A 17459-nucleotide genomic window follows, 5' to 3' on the forward strand; every position below is an offset into this window, starting at 1 on the left:
CTATTTCGGCTGTGTGTTAGCAGTAGAAGAATCAGGTGCTACCGAGGAAGCCGAAGCATTTTTTTCCTGATGTTCAGGATTTTCTACAGCACCCATATAGCGATAAGTTTTTGCTTTAATAGAATAATTAAGCACAGGAATATCTGATTTACCATCCTTAACAGGAGCAGCTTCAACAACAAAATCATGCATTGTCACAATACGTGGTAATGCCGCAATACTGCTAACAAAAGCACCGAAAGCGTGATAATCCCCAGTTGCTTCGATAGTAATAGGCTGTTCAATAAAAATTTCCTGCTTTACTTCATCTTCTAAGCGGATATTTTTAAACTTCAGACCAGAATTCACCCCCGTTAAGTTAATATCTTCAACTAAACTTGGAATTTCGGTTTCTTTTGGCAATTGTTCTAACTGCTGATTGAAGTTGGCTTGCATCTCTTGAAGCTGAAGCTGGTATTGCTGCAAGTTGCGTAATTTTGAGTCTTTTTCTCGAAACTCATTTAATAAATTACTTTCTTGTGCTTGAGCATTATCAATTGCTTGTAGCTTTGGTTGAATAGCAACAAAATACCCTAAAGCCAATACAGCAAAGAAAATAAAAATCCAACACGTAATTTTCACAGATAATGGCCAGCTGCCATAACTGTTCATATCGAGCGTGTTAAATTGCTGAAGAAATTTTTCTAAGGTGATCTTTTTTTTCTTAGATGGAGCTTGTTCTAAAGACAGCTCATGAAGTTCATCAGGACTCATTTTGCCGCCTCCTTATCCGTACCTACAGACGTATTGGCGGTATCATCTGTTGTAGTCACACCCATTTCCCCTACATCAACAGTAACAACAAAACTGCCATAGCTATCTTCAACTCTAGGAAGCAAAGAACTTACAGCCTTATCTTTTTTCTCTTCGGTCGCCAAGAAAGAACTCATAAAAGCGTTGCGATACCATGGCGATGCTTCGAGATTACGTAATAATTCTGCAACCGTATTTGGACTTTCCGCTTTACCTTCAATCGTAAATTTATCTCCGCTTCGACTGAATTTAGTCAAATACATGGCTGCCGGGGTCACACGTACTAATTCATCCACCAAACGTACAACGACCGGACGTTGGCTTTGCAAACCTTGAATGAGCTTCATACGCTCAATAATTGCGTCCCGCTGTTCTTGCAAGCCATTTAAGGTTTTAAGTTGTTGATCTAGATTCTGGTTTGTACTGATGATGAGCTGATTTGCTTGTTCTTGATCATTTAATTTTTGATTCAAATAAAACCACCCTGCAAATACAGTGGTTATCCCCAAAACAACGACCCCAAAACATAAAATAATAAATTGTTTTTTACGCTGCTCCCTAAGCCCATCACGCCAAGGGAGTAAATTAATTGTTGCCATTAATCAAAACTCCTTAAAGCCAAGCCACATGCAACCATTAATGAAGAAGCATCATTTTCAATTTTTTGAACGTCGACTTGAGGAGAGAAACCCATTTGTAAAAATGGATTGGCAATAGTGACTCGGTAACCGAGTTTCTGCTGCAACAATTTAGCAAGCCCTGGAATGTTGGCATTGCCACCTGCTAGCAAAATATGGTCAATTTCATTGAATTGGGATGAAGAGAAGAAAAACTGTAGAGATCTAGCAGCTTGCTGAACTACAGCATCTAAAAATGGTTCTAAGATTTCGATGTCATAATCATCTGGCAAAGAACGTTCTTTTTTAGCGCGTCCCGCTTCTTCTAATGACAAACCGTAACGGCTTTGAATTTCCAAAGTAAGCTGTTTACCGCCAAAGACTTGTTCACGGGTATAAATGATTTTGCCATTTTGCATAACCGATAATGTGGTCATGGTATGGCCAATATCTAAAATACCAATGGTATTTGCACCCATGGGTAAGCTATCAGCAAACACACTAAAAGCACGCTCGACAGCATAACTTTCAACATCAGCAAGCTTAGGCGTTAAATCAACCAGTTCCAGTACTTCTACGCGTGTTTCAACATTTTCTGTTCGTGTTGCGACTAAAAGTACATTCACACGATTTGGATTCGGCAGTCGATCTGGTAAAACCTCAAAATCAAGGCTCACCTCATCTAAAGGGAACGGTATATATTGCTCCGCATCTAATCGAATCTGAACTTCACGTTCATCATCGTTCATATCTGCATCCATTTCGATGGTTTTATGAATAACCGTCGATGTTGGAACAGCAATTGCAGCGTTAGTGGTGTGGGGATTTGCTAAATTCATCGCCCGTTCCAAAGCTTCTGCAACTGCTTCTGGATTCAAGATATTTTTTTCAACTACACTGTTCTCAGGTAAAGGCGTTAAAGCATAGCTTTCTACCCAATATTTACCGTTCTTAACAGAGAGTTCTAACAACTTAACAGAAGTCGAACTAATATCGACACCCATTAACCCCTTATTCGGTTTACGATATAACCTGAGCACACTATTGTCCTATTATTTTTTTATCCCCAAAAAAAATTACAAACCAATAATCTAGGTCTTTATTTTTACACGGATACAATATCTCATCTAACAATCCGCATGTCTAAAGGCTATACTGACCACAATTAGTTTGTATTCGATCTTATTAAAGCTTACTTATCATGAAAAAGCTATCCAGTTTGGGCTTCGTGCGTCCAATTTTTTTGATCATTATTATTATCTTAGTCTCACTTCCGATGGGCTTTTATGGCATGTATCTCTATATCGCCCCATCGCTTCCAGAAATGAGTTCACTAAAAAAAGCTCCCCTCTTAAAACCATTACAGGTCTACACTTCAGACAATCAACTGATTGCCGAGTACGGTGGTAAGCTTTCTATTCCGGTTGAATACAAACAAATTCCCCCTGCTTTTATTCATGCATTTTTAGCAGCAGAAGACTCTTCTTTCTTTGAACATAGCGGGATCAGTTTTAAAGGTTTAGGCCGTGCTTTGAGCGAAAGTGTAACGGGTTCAGATGTGCAAACTGGTGGTTCAACGATCACCATGCAAGTTGCAAAGAACTATTATTTGAGTCCAGAAAGAACTCTAAAACGTAAAATAACCGAAATCTTTTTGGCTCGAAAAATTGAGCAAAATTTGTCTAAAGAAGAAATTCTCAGTCTCTATGTGAATAAAATCTTCTTAGGGAAAAATGCGTATGGTATCGCGGCAGCAGCTAAAATTTATTATAACAAAAGCATTAATGAGCTCAGTATTGCTCAAATGGCAATGATTGCAGGTTTGCCAAAAGCACCTTCTAAATATAACCCTGTAGTTAATCCTGAGCGCGCACTCGAACGACGCAACTGGATTTTAGGCCGTATGTTACAGCTGGGTTATATTTCTCAAGCAGAATATCAAAAAGCAGTTGCAGAGCCGATCAATTTAAATATGCCCAATCGGGATTTAAATAATATTCATCCCTATGCTGGGGAAATGGTTCGTTCAGAACTTGTAAAGCATTTTGGCGAACAAGCCATTGATTCTGGTTATAAAGTCTACACAACAATTAATGCTAAACGCCAAGCGATTGCAGAAAAAGCTGTGCAAGATGGCCTTGAAGCTTATGACCGTCGTCATGGCTGGCGTGGTGCTGAAGCACATGACAAACCGTTAACTGAATTTAGAGCATATGCCAACACCTATCCTGCACAAGTCACTAAGGTAAATAGCAGCTCTTTTGAAGCATTAATGCAAGATGGCTCAACCGTTACGGTTCAATGGTCTGGCATGTCATGGGCACGCCCCTATCGCAATGCAAATAGCGTAGGTGGTGCTCCTTCACGTGCGTCCCAAATTGTTAAAGTTAAAGATATTGTTCGTTTACGCCCAAATGATAATAAAACCGCATGGTCTTTAGTTCAGGTTCCAAAAGTTCAAGGTCAACTCATTGCAATTAACCCGAATGATGGTTCAATTGAAGCAATCGTAGGTGGCTACAACTTCTATCAATCAAAATTTAACCGTGCCTTACAAGGCTGGCGTCAACCGGGTTCTACAATCAAGCCATTCCTCTATGCTTTAGCATTAGAAAGAGGTATGACCCCGTATAGCATGGTGAATGATAGCCCAATTACGATTGGCAAATGGACACCGCGAAACTCTGATGGGCGTTACTTAGGTATGATCCCATTACGTCGTGCTTTATATTTGTCTCGTAACACTGTATCAGTAAGACTTCTACAAACAGTAGGGATTGAACGTACTCGCCAATTATTTATGGATTTTGGTTTACAAGAAGATCAAATTCCTCGCAACTACACCATTGCCTTAGGTACTCCTCAAGTATTACCAATTCAAATGGCGACTGGTTATGCAACGTTTGCAAACGGCGGTTACCGTGTTCAACCGCATTTCATTCAACATATTGAAGATGCTTATGGCAAAGTCATTTATGAAGCCAAACCAGAATACGCGTGTATTCCATGTATTAATGCACCTGACACAACGGATGATGAGCAAAAACCTAAAACGACTGATGATGAAGTCATTGAGGTTACGAATAAAGACATAGAGCAGAAAGAAAATGCAGCTAAGCAGCTTAATCTTAAACAGACTGACAAAAACAACAGTCAATATCGCCAAGCTCAACGTATTTTAAAATCAAGCTCTGCTTATGATATGGCGAACATCTTACGTGATGTAATTGAGCATGGTACAGGTCGTGCTGCACTTAAAATTGGCCGTAGTGATTTAGGTGGTAAAACAGGTACTACGAATGATGCAAAAGATGCATGGTTTGCAGGCTTCAACGGCAAGTTAGTGACTGTAGCATGGGTTGGATTTGACCAACCGACTACGCTTGGCCGTCGTGAATATGGTGGTATTGCTGCATTGCCGATCTGGATTAACTTTATGGGTCAAGCATTGCAAGGTACGCCAGCAGCTTGGGTTCGTTTAGATAAAGATGCTAAAGGTCCTATTTCACGTAACCAACAAGAAACCGTGACAGAAGTAGCTGATAAGAAAACTTATCGCGCGGCTCCACCACTAGCACGTCCGCTTTATCGACCAGCACCGCCACAACCAAAATTAAGCAATGACAATGACTTTTCCGATTTACCAGGTGAAGAAATTGTTATTCCGTCAAAAGCTGCGCCTCCTGCCATGAGACCTTCACAGGAGTCCGCTCCTAAGCGAGAAAAAGATGAATTAGAAAATCTGATTAATCAGATTGAATAGCAAAAAAAAAGCCATCATCAGATGGCTTCTTTTTTGCGCTCTTAAAATAGATCGTTAGATGGCTTTTTTATTGCGCTTCTGAAAGACATAAATTTGAAAAGATGCAGTTATTTCTAATTGTGACTGCTGCTCTAACTGCGAACGGCGCTCAGGAGAAGCTTTGTAAGCATAAGGCGTCATAGCAATCAGATTTTTTAGAGCCTGTTGATCAAGCACAAAAGGCGCATCAATAATCTGCTCTTGCTTTAACTCAAACAAATTTTGTAGTTGCTCTACAAACTTTTCTGGTGTGTGAGGATTAACTTGCTCAAATAAAGCCTCACGCATGGCATACAAATGTTCAGAAGCAGGCGTGACAACAATTAAATAGCCCTCATCTTTTAAAACACGCGCAATTTCTGCTTGCGGAATTGGGCTAAATAAACTGGTGCAAGCATCCATACTCTGATCTAGCACAGGTAAAGTTGCTCCTGTTCCCACCACCCAAGTTACTTCAGTGTTGAGCTTTGCCGCACGTTGTACCGCGTTTTTTGCAATATCAACTCCAACACACTGCTCAACAACTTGCTGCATAGCACTTGTATAGTAGCCCTCACCACATCCGATATCGAGTATTGCTTTTACATCTAATTGCTTTAATAAAGCGACTACAGCCTGCTGTAAAGGCTGATAATAACCACCTTGCAAGAAAGCTCGTCGCGCATCGACTGACTCGGGCGTATCCCCTGGGTTTTTACTATGTTTATGTTGCACCACATGTAAATTGACATAGCCTTGTTTAGCTACATCATAACTATGTCCTTGCTCACATCGCCAAGTTCGTTCAGTTAAATTCAGGGACTGACGACACACAGGACACATTAAAACTTGCTTAGCCACTTTTAATTATTCTCTTGTTCTTTTTGTTGTAAATAAGTCTTTGCGTGTAGTCCAACAAAGGTACGACCTGCATTTGTACCATTAATCCATTCATCTACCTGAAACAAATCAAACAGACCTACTTTGACTAACGTTGGAATTGCGATCTTTAGCTCTTCCTCAATTTGTCCTCTTTGCCCTGCATTATATAATTCAATATTGTGCAGCATTGTCGCTACAGTTCCTGTTTGCACCTGACTTCCATCTTTAAGTACAACTTGAGGTAATACTTCGCCCTCTCCAACTACTTTTTGATTAATCACAGATAATTGGTCTAGACCAGCAACTTTTGTCATTCACCTCTCCAATAAAAAAAGCCAGTAGAACTGGCTTTATATTGACACTAAAATAAGATCTATCGCAATTTTAAAGTCATTAGACCTAAAACTACTAATATAATTGTAATAATCCAAAAACGGATCACAACTTGCGTTTCTTTCCAGCCCTGCTTTTCATAGTGATGATGCAGCGGCGCCATTAAGAACACACGTTTATTACGCATACGTAAGGAGCCGATTTGTAAGAATACAGATACTGCCTCCATTACAAATACACCACCCATAATTGCAAATACGATTTCTTGACGAACCATAACCGCAATTGTTCCAAGCATCGCACCTAAAGCTAAAGCACCGACATCACCCATAAATACTTGAGCAGGATGCGCGTTATACCAAAGGAATGCCAAACCAGCACCAATCATGGCAGAACAGATTACTACGAGTTCAGATGTATATTTCACATAAGGAATATGTAAGTAGTTAGCGAAACGGATGTCACCAGACAAGTAAGCAAATACGCCTAAGCCCGTAGCTACCATGACAACTGGCATGATTGCCAAGCCATCTAAACCATCTGTTAAGTTAACAGCGTTAGAAGCACCATTAATCACCACATAGGTAAATACAATAAATGCCAGACCTAAAGGAACAATTGAGAGTGGAATTGAAAGATTCTTAAAGAATGGAATCAATAAGTCCAACATGTTTGCGGTATGTTCTGCATTGGACTGTTGAGTTGCGATTAAATATAACGCAATACCAGCACCCAGCGATGCAACAGAAGTCCAGAAAAACTTCTTACGTGCAGGTAAACCTGCATTGTCTTTATAGCGAATTTTAATCCAGTCATCTGCCCAGCCTACAGCACCGAATACAACCATTACACCAAGCACAATCCAGACATAAGGGTTAGATAAATCAGCCCATAGTAAAGTACTAATACCAATTGAAAGCAGAATTAAAATTCCGCCCATCGTTGGTGTACCCATTTTTTTAGCATGATTTTCAGGAGCAAACGAACTTACTGCCTGACCGTATTTTAACGCTTGTAATTTACGAATCATGATCGGCCCAAGGACCAGACCAATGGTCAGTGAAGTTAATACACTGAGTAAAGAACGTAATGTTAAATAACGAACGACCTGAAACGAGCTGTGATAGCCCGCAAGTTGTTCAAACAACCATAACAGCATTTAAAGTTTCTCCATCAAATCAGCCATCAACGTTTCCATATGAGTAAAGCGAGAACCTTTAAACAGGAAACTCATGGACTGGGGTTGATGTGTTTGGATTAGATTGATTAAAAATGGAAGCGCCTCAGCTTGTGTCTGAAATGCTTTCACTTTATTAGAATGAGAGTCTGCACCCTCGAAAGCAGCTGGAGCGAACTGTCCAACTGCAATAATATGATCTAAAGGAAGTTCGGCAAGATCACGACCTAAATCATGATGCTCTTTCCAACTGCTATCACCTAACTCACCAATATCCCCCATGACCATCACTTTTACGCCTTGTTGCTGCAACAACACTTGTGCAGCAGCGCGCATAGAAGTCGGATTGGCATTGTAGGTATCATCAATAAATAAGTAAGGTGACTTTTGAATAAAGTTAAGACGACCTTTGGCCCCCTGAGCTTGCTCTAAACCTTGGACAATATCTTCTAGTCCAATACCAATTGCTAAAGCAAAAGCTACAGCTGCGGTCGCATTTTGAACATTATGCTCACCCGCAAAAGGAAGCTTAACTGCACTGCTACCTTGCGGTGTATGAAGGTTAAAATTCGTTGATTGAGGCAATAATTCCACATCTGTTGCATAGACATTACCTCCTACACCAAATGTAGAAATACGATGAGCTTTTGCAGCTTCAAGAATTTCGGCAGTGAAGTCATCTTGTTGCGGCACGATTGCAACGCCATTCGGTAAAATGTGACGATAAATTTCCGATTTTGCGCGGCAAATACCTTCACGGCCACCAAATTCGCCTAAATGAGCTGTACCAATATTTAATATGCCCGCAACATGAGGCTGAACGAGTTTTGATGTGTAATCAATCTCGCCTTGATGGCTTGCACCCAACTCCATTACCGCATATTGATGTTCCTTGCGAAGCTCTAGCAACATCATGGGTACACCAAGGTCATTATTTAAATTCCCTCGGGTGATTAGTGTCGGTGCTAAGCGCGACAATATACTTCCCAGCATTTCTTTGGTTGTAGTTTTACCACTACTTCCCGTTAAGGCAATCACCTTTAATTGTGAGTTTTGCTCACGGCGATAAGCGCCGAGTTGCCCTAAAGCCAATCGGGTATCGGCAACAACGAGTTGCGCAATATCTACATCTAACGGACGTTCAACAATAGCTATTTGACAACCATTTGCAGCAACTTGCACAACGAAATCATGCGCATCGAAACGCTCACCTTTTAGTGCTAAAAAGGCATCCCCAGTTTCCGCATGACGCGAGTCCGTCAAAATACGTTTAATTTCAGTTTGAGGGATCTGGTCTTTATGCCAGTAGCCCTGTGTTGCCTGTTGTAATTGTTGAGCTGTCCACGGTTCCAAAGGCACGGTACTGGTGGTTGAAGTATGCATAATTCGTCCTATTGTGCAGGGTAAGCAGCGTCTACAGTGTGATGTTGTGCATCAATCGCAGAACGCACTTCAACAACATCATCGAACCAGTGACGTACGCCATTAATTTCTTGATAATTTTCATGTCCTTTACCGGCAATTACAACAATATCACCAGCCTGAGCCTGCTGTGCAACAAATTTAATTGCTTCACGGCGGTCATGAATTTCATGCATACGGTGCCCTGAAAAATCGACTCCTTGCTTCATGTCAGCAAAAATTTGTTCAGGGTTTTCTGTTCTTGGGTTATCTGAAGTCAAAATAACTGGATTTGCGCCGTCTAAAGCTGCTTGAGTCATGAGTGGACGCTTACCGCGATCGCGGTCCCCGCCACACCCAAATACAGCCCAAAGTTGATTAGACACATGACGTTTTAATGTTTTAAGCACTTGAATTAATGCATCTGGTGTATGCGCATAATCAACAACAAATAAACGCTCACCATCACGAATGACCTGCATTCGGCCAGGTGCACCAATCAGTTGAGGAACGAAAGCGACTAGCGCTTTTAAATCAAAACCTGCTTGCTCAGCAGCAATAAGTGCTGCAACCAAGTTTTCGACATTAAAATGCCCTAACAATGGACTTTGCACAGCAAAAGAACCTTGCGGACTCACTAAATTAAATGTCGCCCCTGCTAAACTGTAACTCAGGTCAGTAATATAATAATCAGCAGTATTTTGAGTAAGTGAATACGTTAAAATTTTCGGTTGAGCAGGATTTTGCTTTGCTGCATTAATCATGAGAGCTGCATGCTCATCATCTAAATTAATAACGGCTACTTTTAAAGAGCTAAAATGGAATAAAAGAGCCTTCGCTTCTGCATAAGCCTCTAAAGTACCATGGTAATCCAGATGATCACGACTCAAATTGCTATAAACAGCAATCTCAATCGCACAACCATTCAAACGACCTTGTTCCAAACCATGTGAACTTGCCTCTAAAGAGGCAAAAGTCGCACCTTGTTTTGCATAATCATGCAATGCATTTTGCAGTTGTAAAGCATCAAGCGTAGTGTGAGTTGATGGTGTTAAGTCTGGTAAAATACCATTGCCTGTAGTGCCCATCACAGCACAGCGCTGTTGTTGAGAGCTAATTAATTCAGCCACTAGACGCGAAATTGTGGTTTTACCATTTGTACCAGTCACTGCAATAATACGCACTGGTGCCACGGGGTCTATACGATGTAAATAACGTTCTTGCCACTCACCCATACGTTGACGCACATCAGAACACACCCACTCATTTGCTACGCCCAACTCAGTCTCGCTAATAATGGCAAGTGCACCATTAGCTAAAGCTGACTCAGCAAAAGCGCGTGTTTTTTCAGGTTGGCTATAACTGGTCAAAGCGATAAAGATCTGGCCTGACGCAACCTTACGACTGTCTAAACTAAAGCCTTGAAAAGGCTGTTTAGACCACTGTGCATCGATCTCGACTGGATTAATTTCTTGGAAAGAAACAGACATAGCTTACCTGCGAATAGGATTTTCTGGAGTATCAAGGGGCTTATCAAGCGGCACATTCATTAAGCGCAATGATTCTTGCATAATTCGTGCGAAAACAGGGGCCGCAACCAAACCACCGTAATAACGGCCTTGTGGATTTTCAACAACTACAATAACCGCTAAACGAGGATCACTAATCGGAGCTACGCCTGCAAATAAAGCACGGTATTCATTATTTGAATAACCTTTACGATCTGCACGAAGTTTATGAGCTGTACCTGTTTTACCACCAACGCGATAACCCGGAATATTAGCTTGCTTTGCAGTACCGCCCGGCATCGTCACCTGCTCAAGCATAAGCAAAACCTGATCAGCAATTTTTGGAGCAAGAACTTGCTCACCTTTAGGAGCTTGGTCGAGTTTATGCAAACTTAGAGGCATTTTTACCCCATGGTTTGCAAGCATTGCATAGCCTTGCGCCAACTGAAGAATAGTTGCATTTAGACCATAACCGTAAGCCATGGTACCAATTTGGGAAGAGTTTAACTTGCTTACAGGAAGTACTAAACCAGAGCTTTCACCAGGGAACTTCACAGCAGAACGCTTACCAAAGCCAGCACGGTTAAAGAAGCTTGGTAATGTTTCCTTAGGAAGTGACAACGCAATTTTTGCCGAACCCACGTTTGATGACTTAATAATTACGCCACTAACAGTTAAAGCACCATAATTATGCGTATCACGAATGGTATGCCAGCCTAAACGCATTGAACCTGGTGAAGTGTTGACAATCGTATTTGGCGTATATTGTCCAGTTTCGAGTGCAGCAGAAACTGTAAAAGGCTTCATGGTAGAACCCGGCTCGAACATATCAATCGCACCGCGGTTACGCATGGCATCTTTATTAGATAAACCGTTTTTATCATTCGGGTTATAAGATGGCCAACTGGTCATAGCCAGAATTTCGCCTGTTTTAACATCTACAGCAATTGCTGTCGCCGAACGGGCGTTATTTGCGACACCAGCAGCAGTCAACTCACGGTACATAATGTATTGCAAACGAGAGTCGATACTTAAAGTGATGTTTTCGCCTGGCTCACCTTCACGAATAACCTCTGAAACTTTTAAGCGGTTACCACGTTTATCACGAATAATTTTTTGCTCACCATCTACCCCAGACAGTTGTTTATTCAACTGCATTTCCAAACCTTCAATCCCTTGGCCTTCGCTATTGGTTAAACCAATAATCTGGGCATTTGGCTGCGGTTGAGGATAATAACGTTTATATGTTTTCTCAGCATAAACGCCTTGGAAGTTACCCTTTGTAATGAGATCTGCCTGTTGTGGCGGCACTTCCTTTTTCAAAACCAAATAACGAGAACGTGGACGCGCATTCATCTGTTTTTTTAGATCCGCACGATCTAAACCAACCACATCCGCCAACTCATCAAGGTTTAGGTTTTTATCTGGTAATTGTCGTTTTAACTTACGATTATTTGGATCTTTTTTTAATTCCGCTGTAATTTCGTCATATAAATGCTTGGTATCAAAGTAATCACGTGGATCAATGACAATTTTCATAATAGGCGTACTAATGGCCAAAGGCACACCATGACGGTCGCTAATAACCCCACGCATTGCCTCAATACGTTCCGTACGCAAAATATTGGCATTGGCCTTGTTTTGTAAAAAGTCTTTATTAATCACTTGCACATAAAATGCACGTGCAATTAATACAACAAAACAGAGCAGTACTGTTGCCCAGAGCAGATAAAACCGCCACATATCGAAGGCAAGAGTTGGTTTTTCCGAAATAGACTGCTGTTTTTTCCGTGTTTGCTTTGTTCGCTTATCTACCATACAGCAAGGCCTTACTTATTTTGCTCTGAGGTCATCGGTAAAGAAATTACCACCGTTTCTGCAGCAGGTGGCGAAAACATGCGTAGTTGAGTTACAGCACGCGTACCAATCTGTGCTGTTGCACCGAAGGTTTGTTGCTCAATAAGCAAACGCCCCCATTCAGCATTGAGATCATCACGTTCACGCATATAAGAGCTGAGCTCTCTATAATCATGACGATATTCAAATACTTGAAATACCACCATCATGGCACTGATAAAAACAAGCGCCACTAATACGGTGTATGCCACAACTTTTTTCACCACTTTATTTTCGGTGGTTTCAATTTCATCACTGCTTTTCATTACGCGCCTTTTTGTTCCAAGCGTTCAGCAACCCGAAGCCATGCACTACGTGAACGTGGGTTCGCTTTTACTTCTTCTTCACTCGCACGAACCCGTGAAATTTTCTTTAACCTTCTTGTATCTACCTGTTGCTGAGGCATTCCCCAGCCAATATCTTCTGCCAAAGTCGATTCTTTTTGAATAAATTGTTTGATTAAACGATCTTCAAGAGAATGAAAGCTAATCACAGACAAACGCCCTTTTGGTTTTAGTAAGTCTACAGCTTGTGGTAAAAATACTTCAATATCATCTAGTTCTTTATTAATAGCAATACGAATTGCCTGAAATGTACGTGTTGCTGGATGTTTATGTTTTTCCCATTTTGGATGAGCTGTTTTAACAAGTTCTGCCAATTGGGCTGTTGTATCTAGTTTTCCAGCTTGTTTAATCGCTTTTGCAATACGTCGACTATAACGTTCTTCGCCATATTGATAAATAATATTTGCTAATTGTTCTTCTTCAATTTCAAGTAACCACTCAGCTGCGGTTAATCCCTTAGAATTATCCATTCGCATGTCTAGAGGACCATCCTGCATAAAACTGAAACCACGTTCAGCTTGGTCGAGTTGAGGAGATGACACCCCTAAGTCAGCCATAATGCCATCAACACTCATCACACCAATTTCCTGCATTTTTTCTTTAATATCAGCAAAACTGGCATGAATAATGGTAAATCTCGGGTCTTCTTGCGCCAAAGCAGCTGCAACTTCCAAAGCTTGAGGGTCTTTATCAAATGCATATACTCGTGCATTTTCATCAAGTTTCGAGAGCAATAAACGTGTATGCCCACCTCGTCCGAAGGTTGCATCGATATACACCCCTGTTGTGCGATCTGCCAATAAGCTCTCAACGGTCTCAAAAAGTAAGACAGAAATATGCGACATAGGTGTTAAATCATTGCGTAAAAATGTAACTGCACATTATCACCTTGTTTATGACCAACGCCAAACGGCTTTTTGTAGGAAAATATTAATTTTTCATAGATAAAACCGTTTTGTTAGCATTTTTTAAGCAAAAAAAGAAAGCAAGCTTACTTTTTTAAGTTTGCTTGCTTTCTTTATGAATATTTAACTTCTAAGTTTTCTTTTTGGACTATTGTTTTTAGATCATTTTATTTACTGCTTGCCGTCATAAATTTGATCAAAAATAGCACCGTTTGCAAAGTGAGTTTTCTGAGCTTTAGCCCAACCACCGAACACATCATTAATGGTAAATAATTTAATTTTTGGAAATTGCACTGCATATTTCGCAGCCACTTGAGCATTACGCGGTCGGAAATAATGTTTAGCAGCCAATTCTTGGCCTAAAGGTGAATATAAAAAGTTCAGATAACCTTTTGCTAAGGTCCGGTTTCCATCTTTATCTACGGTTTTATCTACAATCGCTACAGATGGTTCTGCCAAAATTGAAACTGATGGATAAACAATTTGATATTTATCCTTATCAGGTCCTTTCGTCGCCAACAAAGCTTCATTTTCCCAAGACAACAAAACATCACCAATGCCACGTTCGGCAAATGTCGTAAGTGAACCACGGGCTCCCGAATCTAGAACTTTCACATTGTGATAAAGCTTTTTCACCAACTCTCGAGCCTTAGCATCATTTCCACCCGGCTGTTTTAAAGCATATCCCCATGCAGAGAGATAAATCCAACGCGGTGCACCGCCTGTTTTAGGGTTAGGGGTGATAATTTCCACACCTGGTTTTGTTAAATCATTCCAGTCGCGTATATTTTTCGGGTTACCTTTTCGTACTAGAAACACGACAGTTGACGTATAGGGGGCAGAATTATTTGGGAATTCTTTTTGCCAGTTCGGCTGAATAAACCCAGCTTTCACAATCTCATCAATATCATTCGCTAATGCTAACGTTACTACATCAGCTTCAAGTCCTGTGGCTACCGCGCGGGCTTGTTTGCCAGATCCACCATGTGACTGTTTGAATTCAACGTCTTGCCCTGTTCGCTGTTTCCAAAATTTACCAAATGCTTGGTTATATTCTTGATAAAACTCTCGAGTCGGATCATAAGAAACATTTAAAAAAGAGGTCGCTGCTTGAACCGCTGTTGTCGCTATCCCCACATATAAAGCGACAGCTATTATTGATATTTTTTTCATTTACAAAATCCATCATTCGTTTTAGTTTAACTATATTTTTAATTTTATTTTTTACAATCAATCACTTATATTTATATCTTTTTTATTAATCTTTTTTAGATATATAGCTTAGAATGTCTTAATTATTTCATTTTTGAAAAATTTTGTAATTATTCTTACAACTTATTTAGGACCTTCACTTTATCTACACATTAATTTGTTAAATAATGAAGCGTAAAGGATACATATGGTCTACATTTGAGTCGACCAGTTTAAAATATAGGTAAATTTTGTAAAAAGTGTGACACAGTTCCACTTTTTTATTAATATTTATGTTTAAATCGTAGCATTACCGTAATTTTACATTTTGTTAAACTCAAAAAATAGATGAAATGTAATGAACAGAGGGGATGATTAACAATGAAAATTCATTATGGAAAAGCTTTAAGCTTAAGTTTGGTGCTGAGTTTGGCATCACAGTTTTCTGCAGCAGCAGTACTTAAAGACACTCCAAGCAAAACTGGTTCAGAGAAACAGACTTCGCTTATTGAAAAAGCTTTAGATCAGCAGAAACGTAACCCTATTGTGTTACCTTCTACAAATGATGAGCTTAAAGTTCTAAATACGATTCGCGTTACACCAACTCAAAATTTTCTTGCTGCACAACACGAACGTTTTTCACGTTTTGTTCAGGCAATCTTTCAGCCCCATGCTTCTTAAAATCTGAAACACCCCCTCTTCGTTTCAGTTTTAGCCCAGCCTGACGTTAAATAAAACGTCAGAATACTGGGCTTTTTCGTTATAATAGTTTCAATTTTTATTCTGACCCATTATCTATGAAAGTTCGTACTCGTATTGCACCTTCCCCTACCGGTTTTCCTCATGTTGGCACAGCCTACATTGCTTTATTTAACATGTGTTTTGCGAAACAACATGGCGGAGAATTTATTTTAAGGATTGAAGATACAGACCAACTTCGTTCTACACCAGAGTCTGAAAAAATGATTTTGGATTCATTACGTTGGTTAGGTTTGAATTGGTCTGAAGGTCCAGATGTAGGTGGCCCACATGCACCATATCGCCAATCTGAACGTATGGGAATTTATAAGCAATACGCATTAGAACTTGTTGAAAAAGGTCATGCTTTTTACTGTTTCGCAACAGCAGAAGAACTTGACCAAATGCGTGCTGAACAACAAGCACGTGGCGAAACACCAAAATATGACGGCCGCGGTTTAAAACTTTCTCAAGAAGAAGTGACTCGACGTCTTGAAGCGGGTGAACCTCATGTCATTCGTATGAAAGTGCCTGAAGAAGGTGTTTGTAAATTTAATGACTTGCTACGTGGTGAGGTTGAAATTCCTTGGGCACAAGTCGATATGCAAGTCCTTCTTAAAACAGATGGTTTACCAACTTACCACTTAGCTAACGTTGTTGATGACCATTTAATGGAAATCACTCATGTATTGCGTGGTGAAGAATGGCTTCCTTCTGCACCAAAGCATCAGTTGCTTTACCAATATTTTGGTTGGGAAATGCCAACTCTTTGCCACATGCCATTGTTGCGTAACCCAGATAAATCAAAACTATCTAAACGCAAAAACCCGACATCAATTAACTACTACCGCGATATCGGTGTATTACCAGAAGCCTTGTTAAATTATTTAGGCCGCATGGGTTGGTCAATGCCGGATGAAAGAGAAGTTTTCACATTACAAGACATGATGGATAACTTTGACATTCAACGTGTATCACTAGGCGGGCCAATTTTTGACGTTGAAAAATTGAACTGGTTAAATGGTCAATGGATCAAAGGTTTAACACCTGGCCAATTATTAGACCGTTTATTAACATGGAAGAGTGATCGCAACACTTTAGAAGACATTGCTGCCGCTATTCAACCACGTATTAATTTACTTTCAGAAGCTGTGAATTGGGCTGGTTTCTATTTTAACCATATGCCACAAATTACTGCTGAAATGTTTGAAAGTAAAAAATTGACTCAAGAGCAAGTTCGTCAAAGTTTACAATTTGCAATTTGGCGTCTTGAAGGTCAGTTTACTTGGAATAATGACACCGTTAGCCAAACCCTAATGGATCTTGCGAATCAGATGGGCATTAAACTACGTGATTTCATGCCAGCGTTCTTTATCGCAATTGCCGGTTCAACGAGTTCAACACCAGTGATGCAATCAATGGTTACGCTTGGGCCTGATTTAACTTTCGCTCGCTTACGTCATGCCTTAGAAATTGTGGGCGGACCGAGCAAGAAAGAAGTTAAAAATTGGGAAAAACTCAATGAGAGCTTAAAATTGCCGAAAAATGACGCAACTAGCGAAGTTTAATTCATTTTTTTGTTGACGTGTGAGCGCATTCACCCTAAGATTGCGCTCACACAAACTGGGGTCATAGCTCAGTTGGTAGAGCGCTACAATGGCATTGTAGAGGTCAGCGGTTCGATCCCGCTTGACTCCACCACGCTCCTTTGTGTTTGCCTCATCAAGTCCCTATCGTCTAGAGGCCTAGGACATCGCCCTTTCACGGCGGTAACCGGGGTTCGAATCCCCGTAGGGACGCCATATTCTGCTTTAAAAATTATAAAAAGACTCTATCGTCACCTTACTGTTTATTCTTTATCTCTTTCTAGATTGCACATTTGTCTATTTTATCT

Annotated in this window: 15 protein-coding genes and 2 tRNA genes; 5 read left to right on the top strand and 12 right to left on the bottom strand. The window is 40.4% G+C overall.

From position 1 onward, the window contains the following. The 3 genes from pilO to B806_RS0117065 are packed head-to-tail and all read right to left on the bottom strand — an operon-like array spanning position 1 to position 2449. Positions 1 to 753: a type 4a pilus biogenesis protein PilO gene (gene pilO / locus B806_RS0117055; protein WP_017387054.1), complete on the bottom strand. Its 753-nt coding sequence runs from the start codon at positions 751 to 753 to the stop codon at positions 1 to 3. After that, a complete protein-coding gene (locus B806_RS0117060; RefSeq protein ID WP_017387055.1) occupies positions 750 to 1391 on the bottom strand; it encodes a PilN domain-containing protein in 642 nt (213 codons plus the stop codon). Before B806_RS0117060 ends, pilO begins: the two co-directional genes overlap by 4 nt. Then, entirely contained in the window at positions 1391 to 2449 is a 1059-nt protein-coding gene (locus B806_RS0117065; RefSeq protein WP_005067078.1) for a pilus assembly protein PilM, read from the bottom strand. The genes B806_RS0117060 and B806_RS0117065 overlap by 1 nt, the downstream gene beginning before the upstream one ends. A gap of 161 nt (positions 2450 to 2610) precedes the next feature. On the opposite strand from B806_RS0117065, the gene ponA reads away from it, so the two are divergent. Beyond that, positions 2611 to 5172 carry a penicillin-binding protein PBP1a gene (gene ponA / locus B806_RS0117070; protein ID WP_017387056.1) on the top strand — a complete coding sequence of 854 codons (2562 nt, stop codon included), beginning with the start codon at positions 2611 to 2613 and terminating at the stop codon, positions 5170 to 5172. A gap of 54 nt (positions 5173 to 5226) precedes the next feature. Here ponA and B806_RS0117075 read toward each other — a convergent pair whose 3' ends face one another. The 9 genes from B806_RS0117075 to B806_RS0117115 all read right to left on the bottom strand — a co-directional run bounded on the left by B806_RS0117075 (position 5227) and on the right by B806_RS0117115 (position 14809). Beyond that, entirely contained in the window at positions 5227 to 6051 is an 825-nt protein-coding gene (locus B806_RS0117075; RefSeq protein WP_079381022.1) for a putative RNA methyltransferase, read from the bottom strand. A gap of 2 nt (positions 6052 to 6053) precedes the next feature. After that, the gene (locus tag B806_RS0117080) at positions 6054 to 6386 is read right to left on the bottom strand and encodes a hypothetical protein (RefSeq protein ID WP_002116981.1); all 333 of its coding nucleotides are present in this window, start codon (positions 6384 to 6386) and stop codon (positions 6054 to 6056) included. A gap of 59 nt (positions 6387 to 6445) precedes the next feature. Continuing rightward, positions 6446 to 7564 carry a phospho-N-acetylmuramoyl-pentapeptide-transferase gene (gene mraY, locus B806_RS0117085; RefSeq protein ID WP_017387058.1) on the bottom strand — a complete coding sequence of 373 codons (1119 nt, stop codon included), beginning with the start codon at positions 7562 to 7564 and terminating at the stop codon, positions 6446 to 6448. Further along, positions 7565 to 8965, bottom strand: coding sequence for a UDP-N-acetylmuramoyl-tripeptide--D-alanyl-D-alanine ligase (murF, locus tag B806_RS0117090; protein ID WP_017387059.1), 1401 nt, complete (start codon positions 8963 to 8965; stop codon positions 7565 to 7567). It abuts the gene before it with no gap. Positions 8966 to 8973: 8 nt separating this feature from the next. Further along, the gene (locus B806_RS0117095; RefSeq protein ID WP_017403273.1) at positions 8974 to 10473 is read right to left on the bottom strand and encodes a UDP-N-acetylmuramoyl-L-alanyl-D-glutamate--2,6-diaminopimelate ligase; all 1500 of its coding nucleotides are present in this window, start codon (positions 10471 to 10473) and stop codon (positions 8974 to 8976) included. Positions 10474 to 10476: 3 nt separating this feature from the next. After that, positions 10477 to 12309 carry a penicillin-binding protein PBP3 gene (ftsI, locus tag B806_RS0117100; protein ID WP_002117016.1) on the bottom strand — a complete coding sequence of 611 codons (1833 nt, stop codon included), beginning with the start codon at positions 12307 to 12309 and terminating at the stop codon, positions 10477 to 10479. Between the two features lie 11 nt (positions 12310 to 12320). Beyond that, positions 12321 to 12653, bottom strand: coding sequence for a cell division protein FtsL (gene ftsL, locus B806_RS0117105; RefSeq protein WP_002116847.1), 333 nt, complete (start codon positions 12651 to 12653; stop codon positions 12321 to 12323). Next, on the bottom strand, positions 12653 to 13576 hold the full coding sequence (rsmH, locus tag B806_RS0117110) for a 16S rRNA (cytosine(1402)-N(4))-methyltransferase RsmH (protein WP_002116998.1): 924 nt from the start codon (positions 13574 to 13576) through the stop codon (positions 12653 to 12655). Before rsmH ends, ftsL begins: the two co-directional genes overlap by 1 nt. A 231-nt stretch (positions 13577 to 13807) precedes the next feature. Beyond that, positions 13808 to 14809 carry a sulfate ABC transporter substrate-binding protein gene (locus B806_RS0117115; RefSeq protein WP_017387061.1) on the bottom strand — a complete coding sequence of 334 codons (1002 nt, stop codon included), beginning with the start codon at positions 14807 to 14809 and terminating at the stop codon, positions 13808 to 13810. Between the two features lie 399 nt (positions 14810 to 15208). Here B806_RS0117115 and B806_RS0117120 point away from each other — a divergent pair, with 399 nt between their 5' ends. The 4 genes from B806_RS0117120 to B806_RS0117135 all read left to right on the top strand — a co-directional run bounded on the left by B806_RS0117120 (position 15209) and on the right by B806_RS0117135 (position 17367). Continuing rightward, positions 15209 to 15508: a hypothetical protein gene (locus tag B806_RS0117120; protein ID WP_002116889.1), complete on the top strand. Its 300-nt coding sequence runs from the start codon at positions 15209 to 15211 to the stop codon at positions 15506 to 15508. A 116-nt stretch (positions 15509 to 15624) separates the two neighbouring features. Next, positions 15625 to 17133, top strand: coding sequence for a glutamate--tRNA ligase (gene gltX / locus B806_RS0117125; RefSeq protein WP_017387062.1), 1509 nt, complete (start codon positions 15625 to 15627; stop codon positions 17131 to 17133). A 57-nt stretch (positions 17134 to 17190) separates the two neighbouring features. After that, positions 17191 to 17266: transfer RNA gene (locus B806_RS0117130), tRNA-Ala, on the top strand. Between the two features lie 25 nt (positions 17267 to 17291). After that, positions 17292 to 17367 (top strand) — tRNA-Glu (locus B806_RS0117135). Positions 17368 to 17459 lie beyond the last annotated feature (92 nt).

The sequence above is a fragment of the Acinetobacter sp. TG2027 genome, assembly GCF_000302435.1.
Lineage (GTDB): Bacteria > Pseudomonadota > Gammaproteobacteria > Pseudomonadales > Moraxellaceae > Acinetobacter > Acinetobacter pittii.